19 protein-coding genes and 1 tRNA gene are annotated in these 18,329 nt (G+C 67.0%); 8 read left to right on the top strand and 12 right to left on the bottom strand.

Going from position 1 to position 18,329, the window contains the following annotated elements:
• Window positions 1-25: 25 nt before the first annotated feature.
• Window positions 26-811 (bottom strand): FadR/GntR family transcriptional regulator, encoded by a 786-nt coding sequence (locus tag BKA04_RS09855; protein WP_325052435.1) that lies wholly within the window; start codon window positions 809-811, stop codon window positions 26-28.
• 251 nt (window positions 812-1,062) lie between these two features.
• Here BKA04_RS09855 and BKA04_RS09850 point away from each other — a divergent pair, with 251 nt between their 5' ends.
• The 5 genes from BKA04_RS09850 to BKA04_RS09830 are packed head-to-tail and all read left to right on the top strand — an operon-like array spanning window position 1,063 to window position 5,610.
• Entirely contained in the window at window positions 1,063-1,563 is a 501-nt protein-coding gene (locus tag BKA04_RS09850; protein WP_221234061.1) for a gluconokinase, read from the top strand.
• Window positions 1,564-1,604: 41 nt separating this feature from the next.
• The gene (gene gndA / locus BKA04_RS09845) at window positions 1,605-3,062 is read left to right on the top strand and encodes an NADP-dependent phosphogluconate dehydrogenase (protein ID WP_104096251.1); all 1,458 of its coding nucleotides are present in this window, start codon (window positions 1,605-1,607) and stop codon (window positions 3,060-3,062) included.
• Between the two features lie 9 nt (window positions 3,063-3,071).
• Window positions 3,072-3,944: a D-hexose-6-phosphate mutarotase gene (locus BKA04_RS09840; RefSeq protein ID WP_104096250.1), complete on the top strand. Its 873-nt coding sequence runs from the start codon at window positions 3,072-3,074 to the stop codon at window positions 3,942-3,944.
• Window positions 3,945-4,003: 59 nt separating this feature from the next.
• Window positions 4,004-4,663, top strand: a complete 660-nt coding sequence (locus BKA04_RS09835) for a bifunctional 4-hydroxy-2-oxoglutarate aldolase/2-dehydro-3-deoxy-phosphogluconate aldolase (protein WP_104096249.1) — start codon at window positions 4,004-4,006, stop codon at window positions 4,661-4,663.
• A complete protein-coding gene (locus BKA04_RS09830) occupies window positions 4,660-5,610 on the top strand; it encodes a sugar kinase (protein WP_104096248.1) in 951 nt (316 codons plus the stop codon). Before BKA04_RS09835 ends, BKA04_RS09830 begins: the two co-directional genes overlap by 4 nt.
• A 132-nt stretch (window positions 5,611-5,742) precedes the next feature.
• On the opposite strand, the gene BKA04_RS09825 is transcribed toward BKA04_RS09830, so the two are convergent.
• Complete coding sequence (locus tag BKA04_RS09825) at window positions 5,743-6,990, bottom strand: APC family permease (RefSeq protein WP_104096247.1); 1,248 nt, start codon at window positions 6,988-6,990, stop codon at window positions 5,743-5,745.
• A 127-nt stretch (window positions 6,991-7,117) separates the two neighbouring features.
• Here BKA04_RS09825 and BKA04_RS09820 point away from each other — a divergent pair, with 127 nt between their 5' ends.
• Window positions 7,118-7,459, top strand: a complete 342-nt coding sequence (locus BKA04_RS09820; RefSeq protein ID WP_104096246.1) for a hypothetical protein — start codon at window positions 7,118-7,120, stop codon at window positions 7,457-7,459.
• On the opposite strand, the gene BKA04_RS09815 is transcribed toward BKA04_RS09820, so the two are convergent.
• The 4 genes from BKA04_RS09815 to BKA04_RS09800 all read right to left on the bottom strand — a co-directional run bounded on the left by BKA04_RS09815 (window position 7,456) and on the right by BKA04_RS09800 (window position 10,712).
• On the bottom strand, window positions 7,456-7,974 hold the full coding sequence (locus BKA04_RS09815; protein WP_104096245.1) for a hypothetical protein: 519 nt from the start codon (window positions 7,972-7,974) through the stop codon (window positions 7,456-7,458). The two genes, BKA04_RS09820 and BKA04_RS09815, sit on opposite strands and share 4 nt — an antisense overlap.
• A gap of 81 nt (window positions 7,975-8,055) precedes the next feature.
• Window positions 8,056-9,033: a ribose-phosphate diphosphokinase gene (locus BKA04_RS09810; RefSeq protein WP_104096244.1), complete on the bottom strand. Its 978-nt coding sequence runs from the start codon at window positions 9,031-9,033 to the stop codon at window positions 8,056-8,058.
• 36 nt (window positions 9,034-9,069) lie between these two features.
• Window positions 9,070-10,518, bottom strand: coding sequence for a bifunctional UDP-N-acetylglucosamine diphosphorylase/glucosamine-1-phosphate N-acetyltransferase GlmU (gene glmU / locus BKA04_RS09805; protein WP_104096243.1), 1,449 nt, complete (start codon window positions 10,516-10,518; stop codon window positions 9,070-9,072).
• 122 nt (window positions 10,519-10,640) lie between these two features.
• Window positions 10,641-10,712 (bottom strand) — tRNA-Gln (locus BKA04_RS09800).
• Between the two features lie 51 nt (window positions 10,713-10,763).
• On the opposite strand from BKA04_RS09800, the gene BKA04_RS09795 reads away from it, so the two are divergent.
• Together BKA04_RS09795 and BKA04_RS09790 are read left to right on the top strand one after the other, a co-directional pair.
• Complete coding sequence (locus BKA04_RS09795) at window positions 10,764-11,255, top strand: MarR family winged helix-turn-helix transcriptional regulator (RefSeq protein ID WP_104096242.1); 492 nt, start codon at window positions 10,764-10,766, stop codon at window positions 11,253-11,255.
• An 18-nt stretch (window positions 11,256-11,273) separates the two neighbouring features.
• A complete protein-coding gene (locus BKA04_RS09790; RefSeq protein WP_104096241.1) occupies window positions 11,274-11,984 on the top strand; it encodes a tetratricopeptide repeat protein in 711 nt (236 codons plus the stop codon).
• A 78-nt stretch (window positions 11,985-12,062) separates the two neighbouring features.
• Here BKA04_RS09790 and BKA04_RS09785 read toward each other — a convergent pair whose 3' ends face one another.
• The 6 genes from BKA04_RS09785 to BKA04_RS09760 all read right to left on the bottom strand — a co-directional run bounded on the left by BKA04_RS09785 (window position 12,063) and on the right by BKA04_RS09760 (window position 18,323).
• On the bottom strand, window positions 12,063-13,904 hold the full coding sequence (locus tag BKA04_RS09785) for an ABC-F family ATP-binding cassette domain-containing protein (RefSeq protein ID WP_104096240.1): 1,842 nt from the start codon (window positions 13,902-13,904) through the stop codon (window positions 12,063-12,065).
• A 181-nt stretch (window positions 13,905-14,085) separates the two neighbouring features.
• Window positions 14,086-15,054: a hypothetical protein gene (locus BKA04_RS09780; protein WP_104096239.1), complete on the bottom strand. Its 969-nt coding sequence runs from the start codon at window positions 15,052-15,054 to the stop codon at window positions 14,086-14,088.
• Window positions 15,055-15,306: 252 nt separating this feature from the next.
• Window positions 15,307-16,239 carry a 4-(cytidine 5'-diphospho)-2-C-methyl-D-erythritol kinase gene (locus BKA04_RS09775; protein WP_104096238.1) on the bottom strand — a complete coding sequence of 311 codons (933 nt, stop codon included), beginning with the start codon at window positions 16,237-16,239 and terminating at the stop codon, window positions 15,307-15,309.
• Between the two features lie 9 nt (window positions 16,240-16,248).
• The gene (locus BKA04_RS09770) at window positions 16,249-16,551 is read right to left on the bottom strand and encodes a hypothetical protein (protein ID WP_134542287.1); all 303 of its coding nucleotides are present in this window, start codon (window positions 16,549-16,551) and stop codon (window positions 16,249-16,251) included.
• Window positions 16,552-16,560: 9 nt separating this feature from the next.
• Window positions 16,561-17,397 carry a 16S rRNA (adenine(1518)-N(6)/adenine(1519)-N(6))-dimethyltransferase RsmA gene (rsmA, locus tag BKA04_RS09765; RefSeq protein ID WP_104096236.1) on the bottom strand — a complete coding sequence of 279 codons (837 nt, stop codon included), beginning with the start codon at window positions 17,395-17,397 and terminating at the stop codon, window positions 16,561-16,563.
• Complete coding sequence (locus BKA04_RS09760; RefSeq protein WP_104096235.1) at window positions 17,394-18,323, bottom strand: TatD family hydrolase; 930 nt, start codon at window positions 18,321-18,323, stop codon at window positions 17,394-17,396. The genes rsmA and BKA04_RS09760 overlap by 4 nt, the downstream gene beginning before the upstream one ends.
• Window positions 18,324-18,329 lie beyond the last annotated feature (6 nt).

Below are 18,329 nucleotides of genomic sequence, written 5' to 3'. Positions count from 1 at the left end.
AATATTATCTTTGCCACGACGCGAATCAGCGGCGAATGAAATCCTGGTTCTGATGGGGCGAATCCCAGATCGAACCCATCTCGCTCATCGTGCGCTGCATGATCCGCAGCATGGCACCCTGAGCCGCGTCGGGTGCGCCCCGCTGAATCGCCGACGCGACGTCAACGTGCAGTTGTAAAGCTTCCTCGTGAGGGTGTTGCGGCATCAGTCCGTAATTCGTTCGACCAGCAAGCACCTCACTGACCAGACTCTGCAACTTGGCGAACATTTCGTTGCCGGAGCTCGCGAGCACAAGCCCGTGGAACTGAATGTCGAGCGAAAGGAACAATTCCTGATCACCCGCTTCCCCTGCAGCCCAGAGTTGCCCCGCAAGACCCATGAGGTCGCTCGCGTTGGTGAGGGGCGATCGGATGGCGGCCAACCGGGCCGCCTCAGGTTCGATCGCGGCCCGAAGCTCGGTGAGAGAGCGCAGCTGAGTGATTCTGGCACCGGAAGCAAGTCGCCAGCGGATCACCTGGGGGTCGTAGAGGTTCCACTCGCTCGGGGCCAGGACAAGCACGCCGACACGACGCCTGGAGGACACCAGGCCCATGGACTCGAGAACACGAATGCTCTCCCTGATCACCGACCGCGACACTCCGTACTGTCGCTCGACATCCTCGATCTTCATGATCGTGCCGGTTGCGAGCTCTTGCCCGCAGATCGCAAGACCGAGATGCTCGAGCACCTGAGCGTGAAGTCCGCTGCCCACCACCGTCACTGGCCCCCATCCAGATTGGCTGGCCTCAGGATCCTTCGTGTCATTGCTCACCCTCAGATGATACGGGACGACGTCCAAGAGTTGCATAAGTATGCTTTATGCGAATATGGTCGCTATTTAACGAGCTCATTGAAGCGTCGCCATGTAGCTCGCCTACGGCCTGCCTTCCCGCGATCTGAGGACCGTATCAGCACGCTAGGGGAACCTCCGACCACGGCTAAGGAGTTTGCACCATCACCGACATCCGCCAAACACATGGTGACGGCACCGCGTCAATCCATCCGCTTCGATCGATCGTGGTGATGGGTGTATCCGGCGCGGGTAAAAGCACTATCGGCCAAATGCTGGCGAAGACTCTCGGATACGAGTTCTGCGACGCAGACGAGCTTCATCCTCAGCAGAACGTCGAACTCATGTCTGCTGGGCAGCCCCTCAACGACGAAGACCGGTGGCCATGGCTGGATGCCGTCGGCCACCGCCTCGAGGATAGTCGCACCCAGGACCGCGGCATCGTGATGGCTTGTTCCGCGCTCAAACGCTCGTATCGCGACGTTCTGCGAGATCACGTTCACGACGCATACTTCGTGTTTCTCGAAGGCCCGATGCCGATTGTTCACAAACGAATCAACGATCGAAAGCACGAATTCATGCCTCCGACGCTGCTCACATCTCAGTACCTGAGCCTCGAACCGCTGCAGGACGATGAGTCTGGACTCCGGGTCGACATCCTCCAAACACCGGCGCTCATGGTCGCGAGCATTACGAAAGCCCTGCACTCGGCCGCGACAGCGTCAGATCTCTGAGACCGATAATCTGAGGTTGGGAAACGAGCCGGGGAGAAGACATGAGCCATCAAGGCGGAACACAGGCCAACATCGGCGTAGTGGGCCTCGCGGTGATGGGCTCTAACCTCGCGCGCAACCTCGCGAGCCGCGAGGGCAATACCGTCGCGATCTACAACCGGTCTCCGCAGAAGACGCGCGATCTGGTTGACGAGCATCCCGAGGCCGGATTTGTGGCTAGTGAGTCGATCGAGGACTTCGCCGCGTCGCTGTCGAAGCCGCGCACCGCACTCATCATGGTCAAGGCTGGCGCCGGCACGGATGCAGTGATCGACCAACTCGTCGCCGTGTTCGAACCGGGCGACATCATCGTCGACGGCGGCAACGCCCTGTTCACCGACACGATCCGCCGCGAGAAGGCGATTCGCGAGACCGGGATCAACTTCGTCGGAGCGGGCATCTCCGGCGGCGAGGAGGGAGCACTTCTCGGGCCGTCGATCATGCCGGGCGGCTCCGCTGAATCGTGGGAGACGCTCGGGCCGATCCTCCGCTCAATCGCCGCGGTCGCCGAGGGTGAGCCGTGCGTCACCCACGTCGGCACCGACGGTGCAGGCCACTTCGTCAAAATGATCCACAACGGCATCGAGTACGCCGACATGCAGCTCATCGCCGAGGCCTACGACCTGATCCGGCGCGGCACCGGCAAGAGCCCCGCCGAGATCGCCGAGGTCTTCGCCGCGTGGAATAAGGGTGAACTCGAAAGCTACCTCATCGAGATCACCGCCGAGGTGTTGCGCCAGGTCGACGCGAAGACCGGCAGGCCACTCGTCGACGTCATCGTTGACGAGGCGGGGGCTAAGGGCACCGGTGCCTGGACGGTGCAAACCGCACTCGACCTAGGCATCCCTGTCTCCGGCATAGCGGAGGCCGTCTTCGCCCGCTCGCTCTCGTCGAAGCCCGCCCAGCGCAAGGCGGCATCCGACCTGCCCGGGCCGAGCGAGTCGTGGCAGGTCACGGATGCTGATGCCTTCATCGAAGACGTGCGCCTGGCGCTCTACGCCTCCAAGATCATCGCCTACTCGCAAGGCTTCGACGAGATCGTCGCCGGCGCTGAGGAGTACGACTGGGACATCAAGAAGGGCGCGATCGCGAAAATCTGGCGCGGCGGGTGCATCATCCGGGCGCAGTTCCTCAACCGCATCACCGAGGCCTACGACGCCGATCCTAGGCTCGTCGCCCTCGTCACCGCGCCGTACTTCCGCGACGCCGTGACGAAAGCCCAGGCCGCCTGGCGTCGGGTTGTCACGGCGGCAGCCCAGGCAGGCATCCCCTCCCCTGCGTTCTCGTCGTCGCTCGCCTACTACGACGGCCTGCGCGCCGACCGCCTACCCGCTGCGCTCGTGCAGGGGCAGCGAGACTTCTTCGGCGCGCACACCTACAAGCGAATCGATGGTCCGGGAGCTTTCCACACGCTGTGGAGCGGCGACCGCAGCGAAATCGAAGCAGTCGACACTCACTGAAAGGTACAGATGCCGACACCAGCTCTGCCTCCATCAGTACGGTTGCTCACCGGGCCGGGAGGACTCCCCCTCTTGCGTGTGAGCGCCGCCGGGGGAACCGGCGAGGTCTTTCTCCACGGCGCACACCTCACGTCATGGACGCCGGCCGGGCAGAGCCCGGTGCTGTGGATGAGCGACGCGAGCCGGTTCGCCGAGAACAGCCCGATCCGTGGCGGAGTCCCGATCTGCTTCCCCTGGTTCGGCCTGCACGCCGATCACCCGGAGGCACCACAGCATGGTTTTGCACGCCTGTCGACCTGGGCGCTCACCGAGGCGAGCGAGCACGGTCCTGCGTCGAGTCTCGTGTTCAGGCTCAGTGATACCGAGCAGACGCGGGCATCCGTGTGGCCCCATCGATTCGAGGCGATCTACACGGTCACGATCGGCTCAGAGTTGCGGCTCGAGTTCGAGGTCGTGAACCTCGACACCGTCGATTTCAGCTTCGAGGCCGCACTCCACAACTACTACGCGATCGGCAACGTCCTCTCGACACGGGTCCACGGTCTTGAGGGGCACCAGTTCTTCAGCAGTTCTGCCTCCGGGCGGGAGGAGGCTCCCGTGCAGCTCGGAACCGCCGTCGACCGCCGCTACCCGACAGTGACGACAGCTCGGATCGAGGATTCGGACAACCACCGCGTGATCGCCGTCGCCTCCGATGGGTCGGATGGTGCGGTGCTCTGGAATCCGGGCCCGGACAAGGCTCGGGCGATGGAGGACTTCAGCGACGACGGCTGGCCCCAGATGGTGTGCTTCGAGACTGCCAATATCGGCGAATCACGAATCACACTCGCGCCGGGCGAGCGTCATTCCATGCGGGCGACGGTCTCGGTGGAAACTCACTAATTGTTACCCTGCAGGGATTGGCGTGAAGACGCACGGCAGCCGTCGATGAAGGAGTGAGCATGACCAGCCCGATCACCAGGACCGATCCATCCGCAACACTGCGTGATACCCCGATCATCGCGGTGCTGCGCGCGAAGGATGCTGCCGACTACGGTCCGGTCGTCGACACCCTCGCGGAGAACGGTATCCGGTCAATCGAGCTGACCCTGAGCACGCCGAACACGATCGAGCTTCTGCCGAGGCTCGATGCCCACGCCGGCCCGGGCATCGAGATCGGCGTCGGAACGATCACCGATCTCGACCAGGCTCAGCGTGCCATCGACGCGGGCGCGGCTTACCTGGTCACTCCCGTGGTCAACGTGGAGGTGATCGCACTCGCCCTTCGGCACGGGTTGCCCGTCTACCCCGGCGGACTCACGCCCACTGAGCTGCAGTCCGCCTGGCAGGCCGGAGCGACCGCGGTGAAGATCTTTCCCGCGGAGACGGTCGGCCCTCAGTACGGAAACCACCTGAGAGGGCCGTTTCCCGAGCTGCGCTTCGTGCCGTCCGGAGGGGTCCTGCTCGACGACGTCCCTGCCTGGCTGTCCGCGGGGGCGACCGCGGTGAGTCTCGGCGGGCCACTGATCGGCGATGCGCTCTCTGGCGGATCCCTCGAAGCGCTCGCAGAACGCGCGGCCAGGGTCGTCGCGCTCGCGCGCACCCAACGGAGCCAGGCATGACCGGGCACGGCGTGGTCACGATCGGGGAGACCATGGCGCTGCTCGGGTCGACCCGCTACGGTCCGCTCCAGCACAGTCACACCATGACGCTCGGCATCGGCGGCTCGGAGAGCAACGTGGCGATCGCGCTGAGCAGGCTCGGAGCCGACGCCACCTGGGTCGGCCGAATCGGGTTGGACCCGCTCGGCGACCTGATCGCCCGCGAGATCACCGCGGAGGGGGTGACCGTGGCCGCCATCCGGGACCCGGAAGCACCGACGGGACTCATGCTCAAGGAACGCCGCACGAGCGCCGATACCCGGGTCTGGTACTACCGACGCGGCAACGCGGGTTCCGGGCTCGGCGTGCGCGACATCGATCCTGCCATCATTCGCAGTGCCGCCCTGCTTCACGTCACCGGGATCTCCCTCGCCCTGTCGGATGGAATGTCCGAGGCGATCTTCGAGGCGGTCCGCCTCGCGAAAGATGCCGGAGTCACCGTCTCCTTCGACCTCAATTTCCGTGGCTCGCTCTGGTCGCGCGCCGAAGCCGCGGACGCCTACCGTCGCATCGTGCCCCTGGCCGACATCGTGTTCGCAGGCGACGACGAGGCCGCCATCCTGGTCGGAGAGAGCGACGACCCGATACGCCTTGCCGAACGGCTGGTCGCGCTGGGTGCCGGGCAGGCGATCATCAAACTCGGCGACAAGGGTGCCGTGGCGGTCGTCGACGGGATCAGCCATCGACGGGCGGCGATCCCCGTGACCGTTGTCGACACGGTCGGCGCCGGCGATGCGTTCGTCGCCGGCTACCTGGCCGACTTCCTGCTCGGGGAGAGCGTGCCGACCCGCCTGTCAACCGCAGTCGCGGTTGGTGCGTACGCCTGTACGGTCGACGGTGATTGGGAGGGGTCGCCCCGGCGCACCGAGCTCGCGCTCCTGGGGTCGACGGAGCCGGTGACTAGGTAGCGACCCGGCGCTTCCGTGGTTACGGAGGTCACCCCACGGAGATGTTGAACCCGCTGGCGCCGAACCTCACACCGCCGGAGTTGCGGATGCGCTTCGACGTGCCCTTCGACACCGGCATCTGGATGTCTAGGCTCAGTCTTGTGACCGGTGAGAGTCACGGTCACCAGTAGTGCGGCGCATCATCCGCAGGACCATGCCGATCGCCAGCACACCGGCCGCATAGACGACCGCCTGCCACGGCAGCGTGACGGCCAACAGCAGGCAGCCCGCCATCCCCACCACCTGAACGACGCGAGGCAGCCAGCGCTCCCCCACCGGTTGGCGGAATGCCGACAGGTGCGCGATCCCGTAATAGACGAGCACCGCGCAGGAGGAGAAACCGACGAGCCTGGCCGGATCGAGGACCAGGATGCCCACGATCGCGAGCACCGCGAAGGTCGCCTCCGCGATCATCGGCGCGTGCGTTCGGCCTGAGATGAAAGCAAGCGCCGGGGGCAGGTCCCGCTCGCGCGCCATCGCGAGGGAGGTGCGGCTGAGCCCCGCGAGGATGCCGACGAGGGATCCGAGGCACGCGATGCCCGCAACCACCCGGACTACGGCCCCGAGCGGAGAGGCGGCGCCGACCAGGTCGGCGAGGGGGGCGACCGAAGCAGCCAGGGCATCCGGACCGAGCACCAGGAGGCAGAGCGCGCCGACGAACGCGTACACGACGAGCACGATCGCGAGGGCGGCCAGAATGGCCCGCGGGATGGTGCGGTTGGGTTCGCGCACCTCCTCGCCCAGCGTCGCCATCCGCGCATACCCGGCGAAACAGAAGAAGAGCAGCCCGGCCGACTGGAGGATTCCGAATACTCCGCCGTTGAACACCCCGATGGGCGGAGTCGCCGGGAACTTCCCGAGTGCGGCGACGACCATGGCACCGAGTCCGACGAAGACGATCGCGACGATGACGGTGCTCACGGCGGCGGTAGAGCGGATCCCCGTCATGTTGATGACGGCGAACACCACCACCGCGGCGATCGCGACGGCCCGCGCATACTCCGGCCAGAGGTATCCGCCCGCCACGAGTGCGATGGCTCCGACCGATGCGGTCTTGCCCGCGAGGAACAGCCATCCTGCGGCGAACCCCGTCCACGGGCCGACCGTGGCGCGCGCGTAGGCGTACGTGCCTCCGGACACCGGATGCACCATGGCGAGCTGTGCGGAGCTAAGCGCATTCAGGGTGGCGACGAGACCGGCGATCACGAGGCCGACGATCAGCCCGCTGCCGGCCGCCTGCGCCGCCGGCGCCCACACGAAGAACACACCGGCGCCCATCATCGACGCGAGGCCGATGACGACCGCCCCACCGGTCCCGAGGCGGCGTTGCAGTGTGGTCATGCGCACACCTTAGTGGGCTGTGGTGAACGAAAACGAAGGAGAACGAGCCTCAGCGGCGCGGAAAGTACTCGCCGGGGCCGTTCGCTCGCGGAACTCCTTCGAATTCGTTCAGTGGGAAGATGGTCCGATGGATGCCGCCGACAGCGATATCGAAGACCGCCCCTATTACAGCGTCCGGCGGCGGCGGATGCTGCGCGTGTTCGTCATCATCGCGGTCGCGGCCATGGTGCTGCCCATCCTCGCCAACCTCGTCACCGTGAGCGCGGCGACAGCATCCGATGCCTGCGCGCGCGCCGTCGCCTACGCGGTACCGGATGCGACGAGTTCGGCCGCGCGCTTCCAACTCTTCGGCCAGGGCGGTCTCGGCTGGCAGTGCTACTCCGTCGGCGGGTTCACCGGAACCATGTTCGTCGTCTCGCTCGGCCTCATCCCGGGCGAGGTCTCCATCCCGGCGGGCACGAACACCTAGCGCACGCGCACCTCGCCGCGACCGCGCAGGCGGTCGGATGCCGTTCGACGCGCCTTCGCGCCCTCCACCGGGGCCGCGACCGACAAGACGTACCAGGCCGCGCCGAAACTGAGCGAGCCGGAGAGTGCCGTGAGGGTCACGTCGAGAGCATTGAGAACCGAATCGGCCGCATCCGGAGTCGCCGCGACTATCGGCACGGCGACCTCGATGACCTTGACCTCGCCCGGCTCGAGGGATATCGGCTCGTCGCGGCTCCAGAGCACACGAACCTTGCTGCCGTTCCTCTCGCGCGCGTTCGTCGAGCTCGGCCGATTGCCGATCGAACCGGGACTGGTCCCCTCATCCTCGAACTCGAAGTCGAGGGAGGTCACCGTTCGCTGTTCACTCTCGTGACCCGTGATGGTCACGGTGACCGGGATCGAACCCTGCGCCCAGTCGAACTCCTTCGGTGCCTCGATCGAGAGCCCGATCCCACCCGTGTCGAACATCTTCTTCAGACCGCTGAACAAGCCCATGAGTCAACCTTCCCGATAGCGTCAGGAAATGTTATCGCTTGATAAGCACCGTAGGAAGAGTGCAGCGGAATGGGGCGACGACTACGCGGCCCCGTCGAACATCGAGGTCACCGATCCGTCATCGAACACCTCGTGGATGGCGCGCGCGAGCAGCGGAGCGATCGACAGCACGGTCAGGGACTCGAAGCGCTTGGACGCCGGCACCGGGAGCGTGTCAGTCACCACGACGGAGTCGATGAACTCGGACTGCAGGATCGTCGACGCAGGCTCCGAGAAGATCGCATGCGTCGCCGCGACGACGACGCTGAGCGCGCCGGCCGCCTTGAGCGCCTCCGACGCCTTCACGATGGTGCCACCGGTGTCGATCATGTCGTCGACGATGAGGCACACCCTGCCCTTCACATCACCGACGATGTCGTGCACCGTCACCTTGTTGGGCACGAGCGGGTCCCGCCGCTTGTGGATGATCGCGAGCGGCGAGCCGAGCTTGTCGCTCCAGATGTCCGCGACGCGCACGCGCCCCATGTCCGGCGAGACGACCGTGAGGTTCGAGGTATCGAGTGTCGTGCGGAAGTGCTCGAGCAGCACCGGCATCGCGAACAGGTGATCGACCGGCCCGTCGAAGAAGCCCTGGATCTGCGCGGCGTGCAGGTCGACACTCATGATCCGGTCCGCGCCGGCGGCCTTGAACAGGTCCGCGACGAGTCGAGCCGAGATCGGCTCGCGGCCGCGACCCTTCTTGTCCTGGCGGGCATACGGATAAAACGGTGCGACGACCGTGATGCGCTTCGCAGAGGCGCGCTTGAGCGCATCCACCATGACGAGCTGCTCCATGAGCCACTCGTTGATCGGGGTCGTGTGCGACTGGATGACGAACGCATCGCATCCGCGGACGCTCTCGTCGTACCGCGCGTAGATCTCGCCGTTCGCGAAAGTGCGCGCATCCGTCGGCACCAGTTCGCTGCCGAGCTCGTCGGCGATCTGCTGGGCGAGCTCCGGGTAACCGCGCCCGGAAACGATGACGAGTCTTTTCTGGCCGGTGATCTTGATGCCGGACACGTCTCCCGCTCTCTGCCGGCTAACCGACGCCAGTTCTTACCTGGATTGAGGCTGGTCGCCGGATTCGCCCGCTGCCGCAGCTGCTGCCGCCGCCGCCGTGCCCGCGCGCTTCTCCTCGACCCAACCGATCATGTTCCGTTGGGGAGCCACACTGATGGCGAGAGCGCCGGCCGGAACATCCTTTCGGACGACGGTACCTGCACCGGTGTAGGCTCCGTCACCAATCCTAACGGGAGCGACGAACACGTTGTGCGACGAGGTTCTCACGTGCGAGCCGACCGTGGTGCGGTGCTTGTTCACCCCGTCGTAGTTCGCGGTGATCGTGCCCGCGCCGATGTTGGACTGCACGCCGATCTCCGTGTCGCCGATGTAGCTGAGGTGCGGCACCTTGCTGCCGATGCCGATCGTCGAGTTCTTGGTCTCCACGAAGGTGCCGATCTTGCCGTCATCGCCGAGCACCGTGTTCGGGCGCAGGTAGGCGAACGGGCCGACGGATGCCCCCCTGCCGATGACGGCGAGCGTCGCGTCGGTGCGCTTCACAACCGCGTTCTCTCCGACCTCGCAATCGACCAGCGTCGTGTCCGGGCCGATGATCGCGCCGCGGGCGATCGTCGTCGCGCCCTTGATCTGCGTTCCGGGGAGGATCTCGACGTCTTCGGCGAGCGTGACGTTGAGGTCGATCCACGTCGTAGCCGGGTCCTGCACGGTCACGCCGGCCAGCTGCCAGCCGCGTACGATGAGCGCGTTCAGCCTGGCGGATGCCTCGGCGAGCTGCACGCGATCGTTGACTCCTCCGACGATCCAGCTCTGGGCGACGGGCATGGCCTCGACCGTGTTGCCGGATGCCCGCAACAGCCCCACGACATCCGTGAGGTACTTCTCGCCCTGCGCATTGCCGGTACCGACCTTCGGAAGTTCGTCGCGCAGCGGGCGGACACCGAACACGTAGCTGCCGGAGTTGATCTCGGTGACCTCGAGCTCGGACTGGTTGGCGTCCTTCTGCTCGACGATGCGGTCGACGAGGCCGTCCGCACCCCGGATGATGCGGCCGTACCCTGTCGCATCCTCGAGCACCGCGGACAGGACGGTGGCCGCGGCGTGGTGTGCGCGGTGCGCCTCGAGCAGGTGGCCGAGGGTGTCGGCATCCAGGAGCGGCACGTCTCCGCTCACCACGACGACGTCGCCGGCGAAGTCGGCCGGAAGTGCCCCGAGCGCCACCTCGACGGCGCGGCCGGTGCCCGGGATGTCGTCCTGGTCGACGATGACGGTCTCCGGGAGGTTCTGCGTGATGACCGCGGCGACCGCGTCCCGTTCGTGCCGAACGACGGCGACGATGTGGGCCGGATGCAGCTCCCGTGCGGTCGCGAGCACATGGCCGACGAGCGGGATGCCGGCGAGCGTGTGGAGGATCTTCGGAGTCGCTGACCGCATCCGGGTGCCCTCGCCTGCCGCGAGGATGATCACCGCGAGGTTCTGGTCGGTCATGGTGCTGCTCTCCTCTTCCGTTGACTCGGGCCAATTCGTGGGTGCAGGTCGCTTCACACCCACAATATGACCCGACTCAACTGGATTGGGCTGGTTCGGAGCCGACCGGAGCGGACTCCGGGCTCCGCCCCCAGGATTCGAACCTGGACCTAACAGCTCCAAAGGCTGTCGTGCTGCCGTTACACCAAGGCGGATCGCGCGAATGCGCGAAGACAAGTCTGCCAGACGGCCGGGATAATGGGATCATGCCAGCACACGACGAAGTCGACCGGATCGTCGATGCCTGGACCACGGAACGGCCCGACCTCGACTTCGCGCCACTCCAGGTCTTCTCCCGCGTCGGGAGGCTCGCACGGCACCTCGATCGGGCCCGCAAGGAGTCCTTTTCGACATCCGGACTCGAGTCCTGGGAGTTCGATGTGCTCTCGGCGCTGCGGCGGGCCGGAGACCCGTACCAGCTGAGTCCGAAGGCCCTCCTGCAGCAGACCCTCGTCTCCTCCGGCACGATGACGAACCGCATCGACCGGCTCGTCGAGCGCAGGCTCGTCCACCGCCGCACCGACCCGAACGACGGCCGGGGCATCCTCGTCGTCATGACCGCGAAGGGGCGCGACAGCGTCGACTCCGCGATCAGCAGCCTCGTCGCCGCCGAGACGATCCTCCTCGGCAAGCTGGCCCAGCCGGATCGCGAACGCCTCGCCGGGCTCCTTCGCAAATTGAGCCTCGACTTCGACTGAACCGGGAAAGCCACAAGAATGCTGACGCACCACGAGTTGGGCCTGCTGTGGGACTTCGACGACCCCGCCGGCAGCGAACAACGGTTGAGGGATGCCGCGCGGCGGCCGGGATCCAGCCCCGAACTGCGCGCAGAACTCGAGACGCAGGTTGCCCGCGCCCTCGGCCTGCAATCCCGTTTCGACGAGGCGAGTTCGCTGCTCGACCGCATCGTCTTCGACTCGCCACCCGTGGCCACGAGGCTGCTCCTGGAGCGGGGCCGGCTGCTCAACAGTTCGGGGCATCCGGATGCCGCGGTCGCGTTCTTCACCCGGGCGCGCGTGATCGCGGGGCGGGCGGGTCTCTCCTACCTGGAGGTCGACGCGCTCCACATGCTCGCCATCGCCGATCCGGCGAACGCCGACGACTGGACGAAGCAGGGGCTCGCGATGCTCGACGACGCGGCAGACGAACGAACGAGACTCTGGGCCGTCGCGCTCCACAACAACCTCGGATGGCACCTCCACGACGCCGGCCGTTTCGATGAGGCGCTCACCCAGTTCGCACTCGCTCAGGGGGCGGCCATCCGTTTCGGCGACGACGAACACCGCTTCTCCTCGCGCTGGGCAGTCGCACGGTGCCTTCGCTCGCTCGGGCGGAACGACGAGGCGCTGGACATCCAGCGTGAGCTTGCCGCCGAGCGTCCGGATGCCGAGGACGTGCAGTCCGAGCTGGCAGAGCTGGGCGCCTGACTTCTCAGCCGGTACCGGGGCGCCTGACCAGACGTTCGGTCCAGCGCGCGTCCGTCATGCGGCCGGGCAGCTCGACGCCTACTCGCCGAGCACGTCGGCGAGCTCCAGCCAACGCGTCTCGAGTCGCCCCCGTTCCGCTTCGATCGCGGCGAGCTCCTGGCTGAGGGTTCCCAGCCCCGCATAGTCGGACTGGTCGTGGGCGGCCATCCGCGCGTGCACATCCTGGATGTGCGCCGACAGCTTGTCGAGCTTGCGCCCGGCCGCGGCGAACTCCTTCTGCGCATTGCGGAGGTCGGCGCCGCCAGCGCGCTGGAGCTCAGGGCGAAGGCCATCTCCGGCCTTCGCTGCGGGCGCAGCCGTGCCGGCGCCGACGGCCGTCCCGACCGCCGGTTCAGGCTTTGGCCCGGATGCAGCGCTCGTGCCCGCACGAAGTTCCAGATACTGGTCGACCCCGCGCGGCAGGTGGCGCAGGTGTCCGTCCATGACCGCGTACTGCTGGTCCGTCACGCGCTCGATCAGGTACCGGTCATGCGAGACGACGAGCAGCGTGCCGGGGAACGAATCGAGCAGGTCCTCGATCGCGGCGAGCATGTCGGTGTCGAGGTCGTTCGTCGGCTCGTCCAGGATGAGCACGTTCGGCTCCGACAGGAGGATGAGCAGCAGCTGCAGTCGGCGCTTCTGGCCGCCGGAGAGATCCTTGACCGGCGTGCTCAGCTGGGCGCTCTGGAATCCGACCCGCTCGAGCAGCTGCCCCGGCGTGAGCACATTGCCTCCCGCGAGATACGAACTCTTCTGCCGGGAGATGACGTCGTTCACGCGGTCGTTCCAGACATCCGCGAGCTCAGCGAGCTGCTGGGTGAGCTGGGCGACCTTGATGGTCTTGCCGCGTTTGACCCGGCCGCTCGTCGGCAGCAGGGTGCCTGAGACGAGGTTCAGCAGCGTCGACTTGCCCGCGCCGTTCACCCCGAGGATGCCGGTGCGCTCGCCCGGTGCGATGCGCCAGGTCACATCGCGGAGGACGTCGACCTCGCCGAACGAGACGGACACGTTCTCGAGATCCACGACATCCTTGCCCAACCGCTGCATCGCCATTTGCGCGAGCGAGACGCTGTCGCGGATCGGGGGCTCGTTCTCGATGAGTTCGTTCGCCGCGTCGATGCGGAACTTCGGCTTGCTCGTGCGCGCCGGGGCGCCCCTGCGCAGCCAGGCGAGCTCCTTGCGCATGAGGTTCTGCCGCTTCGCCTCGGATGCCGCCGCCATCCGGTCGCGCTCCACCCGTTGCAGGACATACGCCGCGTATCCGCCCTCGAACGGCTCGATGAGGCGGTCGTGAACCTCCCAGGTGGCGGTGCAGATCTCGTCGAGGAACCACCGGTCGTGGGTCACGGTGACGAGCGCACCGACGTTCCGCGACCAGCGATTCTTGAGGTGCTTGGCCAGCCAGGCGATGCCCTCCACGTCGAGGTGGTTGGTCGGCTCGTCGAGGAAGATGACGTCCCAGTCGCCGATGAGGAGCGCCGCGAGCGCGACCCTGCGGCGCTGGCCACCGGAGAGGTCGTCGACGCGCGCCTCCCACGGGATGTCGGCGATGAGACCGGCGATGACGTCCCGCACCTTCGGGTCGCCCGCCCAGACGTACTCGTCGATGTCGCCGATGACGACCTCGTGCACCGTGCGGTCGCTGTGCAGCTCGTCGGCCTGGTCGAGCATGCCGAGACGGATGCCGCCCCGGCGCGTGACACGTCCGGCATCCGGTTCGAGGCGGCCGGCCAGCAACCGCAGCAGGGTGGACTTGCCGTCGCCGTTGCGGCCGACGACCCCGATCCGGTCGCCGTCGTTCAGCCCGACCGTGACGGAGTCGAAGATGATGCGGGTCGGGTACTCGAGGTGCAGCGACTCAGCGCCGAGAAGGTGGGCCATATGCCTCAAGGCTACCCGTGATGGCGGTGGCGGGCCGATCGCCCTGTGCCCGCGGGGTGCCGCGCGCGTGCCCCGGTCCTGCCCCGACCCTGCCCCGGTCCCTCCCCCCGGTCCCTGCCCTCTCGTTGACTCGGGTCATTCTGCGGGTTGTGCGCCAGCTGAACCCGCAGAATGACCCGAGTCAACGGATGGGCGGGGGGATGCGACGGCGTTGGGCGAGCGCGAAGCCGACCCGGTCCACGAGCGTGTGTGGCCGCGTGAGGTGGTCGCGAGTAACGCGGATGTGTCGCCAGTCGGCATCCTGAAACCGCTCCCGTCGCTCGATGTCGCTTCGGAATGTCCGCGAGTCGACCCGATGGATCTCGCCCTCATACTCGAGTGCGACCCGCTCGTCGAGGTAAGCGAGGTCGGGCGTTCCGACGAAGCATCCGTCCCGGTCATACACCGTGAATCCGATGACCGGCTCCGGCAGTCCCGCGCGGGTCAGGGCCAGCCGCATCCTGGACTCCGCCGCCGAGTCCGTACCCGAGCGAACAGAAAGCGCGGCGAGGCGTAGTTTCCTGATGCCGCGCAGCCTGCGCCATCCCGCGACGGTCTCCACCAGCTCGTCGAAACTTGTGAACGGCTGCTTCCGTCTCACGAGGTGATCGCCGACAACGACCAGCTCGTCGACGGACAGGAGTGGGGCGAGTTGCGCCCACACCCGCAGCGGCGCCGGCACCGCGAACCCGGCAGATGTCGACAGGATGTATGCCCCGCGTGTCAGCCGATGCCCGATGATCCCTGCACCTTGCGGTGCGTGGTCCGGTGTCAGGGCCGCCACGTCGAGAAATCGCCGCGTCTCCAGGCGCCACGGGAGCGGCATCCGGAACAGCCGCGCTGCCGTGACATGACTGAAGATGACCGACCGACCCTCTCGGCGTTGGAAGGATGCGCAGTCGCGCAGGAGCGCATGGAACCGCTGCTGCGCCCTTTCGTCGTCGGTGTCGGGTTCGGCGACGGGCGCGAGCCTGGAGCGACGGATGCCGTGGAACGGCACCTCGAGGTCGGATGCGCGCAGGCGCGACTCCGACACCCCCATCCGCCTGGCGACACTGACCGCGAAGGGTGCGTCCTGCAGGTCACTCGGCAAAGGAGTCGACCTCGACATGCGGGGATTCTGCTGCATCCCGCCGCACCCTCGCAGATTCTCTCCACAGCCCCGCCCCTCTCTCCGCCGCTCTCTCCGTGACTCGGGTCATTCTGCGGGTGGGCGGAGCCCAACACCCGCAGAATGACCCGAGTCACGGAAGACGGCAGGCAGCCGGGCGATCGGGCGGCGAGGTCACCCGGCCTGGCCCGCGGATGCAGATGCGGACGCGGCGGCAGGCACGGACGCCGACGCGGACGCGGACGCCGGAGGCTAGTCGGACAGGATGCGCGCTCCGTGCACGGGGCCGGTCACTCGCACGACGGTGTAGCGCGCAGCCGACAGGGCGATCTGCAACTCGAGCGCGCTGTCGAGATCGGCGGCGAGGAACGCGATCGTCGGACCGGAACCGGAGACGACACCCGCGAGCGCGCCATTCTCCTCGCCCAGCTCGATCACCTTCGCGAGCCGAGGCTCGAGGTGCAGGGCTGGAGCCTGCAGGTCGTTGAACAGACTCTCCGCGAGCATGTGAGGGTCCCCGGCACGCAGCGCCTGCAGCACGTTGGCATCCACCGTCGGCAGGTCTTCGGCTGGGAAGATGTCGAGCGCATGACGTTCGCGATGAAGATCCAGCTCGCGGTACACCTTCGGCGTGCTCAGTCCGAAATCCGCGAGCGCGAGCACCCACTGGAACTGGCCCTTCGCCAGGGCGGGGCTCAACTGGTCTCCGTGGCCGGTGCCCACTGCGGTCCCCCCCATGAACGTGAACGGCACATCCGCGCCCAGGGTCGCCGCGAGTTCGAGCAGGTCTTCGCGGCCGAGCTCAGTACCCCACAGCGCATCGCACGCGAGGAGGGTCGCCGCGGCATCCGCTGAACCACCTCCCATTCCGCCTGCCACCGGCACGTTCTTCTCGATCTCGAGGCGAACCCCCCTGCGGTAACCCGTCGTGCGCGCGAGCAGAGCCGCAGCCCGGATGGCGAGGTTCGATCCGTCAGTGCGGAGCGCACTCGTGTCGACGCTGCCGGTGAAGGACACGGAGAAATCGGGCGCATCCGTGGCACGGACATCCTCGTAGAGGGACACCGCCTGGTACGCGGTGGCGATCTCGTGGAACCCGTCATCGCCGAGAGAACCCACGCCGAGGAAGACGTTGATCTTGCCCGGCGCCCTTGCGTGCACGATCCGGCCCACCTCGGAGGTCATTCACTCAACCTAGCCGACTCGTCTGGAGACCCCTGACGCGCCGAGGGCGTCGAGGGCTCGCCGAAGTTCAGCCTTTGCATCCTCGAGCGAATCGCCGTCGATGATCCTGGAGCGAGTGAGGGACACGATCGTCTTTCCCGGCCTCGGCTCGGAGATCGCGGCCACCGTTGTCCCGCCATCCGCCTTCCAGCGGGCGGTCGAATACACCGACGCGCCTGCGGCATCCAGCAGTGCGTGCCACTCCGTGCGCCTTCGCCCGGTCGCCGCCGCCAGTTTCGGATCGCTCATCTTCTGGGCTGAAACAGCTGCCATGGCGTAACGCTAGTCGACGCGGGCAATCGCGAGAAAGTCATCGACGCTCAATTCCTCTGCACGTCGCGTCGAGGCGATGCCCGCCCGTTCGAGAACGGATGCCGCACCGGCGCCGAGCACCCCGGCCAGCGACTGCCGCAGCATCTTGCGGCGCTGCCCGAATGCCGCATCGACGAGAGCGAACGTCGCCTTGCGCTCCTGCTCGCTCCCGAATGGTGTCGCCCTTCGCTCGAATCCGACGAGGATCGAGTCGACGTTCGGTACCGGCCAGAACACCTGGCGGCTCACCTGGCCCGCCGTGCGCCACTGGCCGTACCAGGCGGCCTTGACGCTCGGACCCCCGTACACCCTGGATCCGGGGCTCGCGGCGATCCGCTGGCCGACCTCGGCCTGGACCATGACGAGTCCGGACTGCAGTGACGGGAAGTATTCGAGCAGGTGCAGCAACACCGGCACCGAGATGTTGTACGGGAGGTTTGCGACGAGTCGTCGGGGCACGGACGGTAGTTCGACGACAGCCATGGCGTCGGCGTGCACCACCCTCAGCTCCGCATCCGGAAGCAGGGCCAACACCGTGGCCGGCAACTGGTCCGCGAGCCGACGGTCGATCTCCACCGCGACGACGGATGCCCCCGCCGACAGCAGGCCGAGCGTGAGCGATCCGAGGCCGGGTCCGACTTCGAGCACGGTCTCACCCGGCAGGACGCCGGCCACCGACACGATCTTCCGCACGGTATTGGCATCCACGACGAAGTTCTGGCCGAGCTTCTTGGTCGGGGACAGGTCGAGGAGTGCGGCGAGATCGCGGATCTCTGCCGGCCCCAGGTACGCCCCGGGGCCCGTCATGGTCGCTGCGGGACGGGTTCGATGCCCCACGAACCGTAGACGCGCTCCGTGTTCGCGGCGACCTGCGCTCCGAGTTCCGCGAGGTCGGCGCCGAGGTGCACGGCGATTGCGCGGAGCGTGGTCGGGATCAGGTACGGGGAATTCGGGCGACCGCGGAACGGTACTGGGGTGAGGAAGGGGGCATCCGTCTCGACGAGGATGCGGTCCCGCGGGATGACGGACAGCGCCTCCCGCAGGTTCGACGCGTTCTTGAACGTGACGGTGCCGGCGAAGGACAGGTACCAGCCGTGGTCCGCGCAGAGCCCCGCCATGTCGGCATCGCCGGAGAAGCAGTGGAACACCGTGCGGTCGGGAGCCCCGACCCGCAGCAGGGTGGCGATCACCTCGTCGTGCGCGTCACGGTCGTGGATCTGCATCGCGAGGTCATGCTTCTTCGCGATGGCGATGTGCGCCTCGAACGATCGGAACTGTGCGGCCCTGCCGTCGTCGCCGGTGCGGAAGAAGTCCAGCCCGGTCTCGCCGATGGCTCTCACTCTGGGGCGGGATGCGAGTTCGTCGATTTCTGCGATGGCGGAATCCAGCGTCCCCGCCGCCTCGTAGTTCGGCGCCTCGTTCGGGTGGATGGCGACAGCGGCGAGCAATCGCGGATCGAGTTCGGATACGTCCGCGGACCAGCGCGAGGTCTCCAGATCGCCGCCGACCTGGATGACGCCCTTGATGCCGACGGCGCCCGCCCTGTCGAGATGCGCCCGGTAGTCCATCGGGCTCGAACCGGTCGACAGATCGCCGTCTTCGATCTCGAGGTGGGCGTGGTTGTCGTACACGGCGACAGGCAATGGTTCCGGAAGCGGTGGATAGCTGAGATCGCGCGTCTGCCCGTGCTCGGTCGTGGTGTCCCGCTGGCGGATGTAGTTCGATTCGCTCATGATGCC

This window comes from Terrimesophilobacter mesophilus (assembly GCF_014200375.1).
GTDB classification, from domain to species: domain Bacteria; phylum Actinomycetota; class Actinomycetes; order Actinomycetales; family Microbacteriaceae; genus Terrimesophilobacter; species Terrimesophilobacter mesophilus.
Note: the sequence above shows the minus strand (reverse complement) of the source record. Positions and strands in the feature narration are given on the sequence as shown.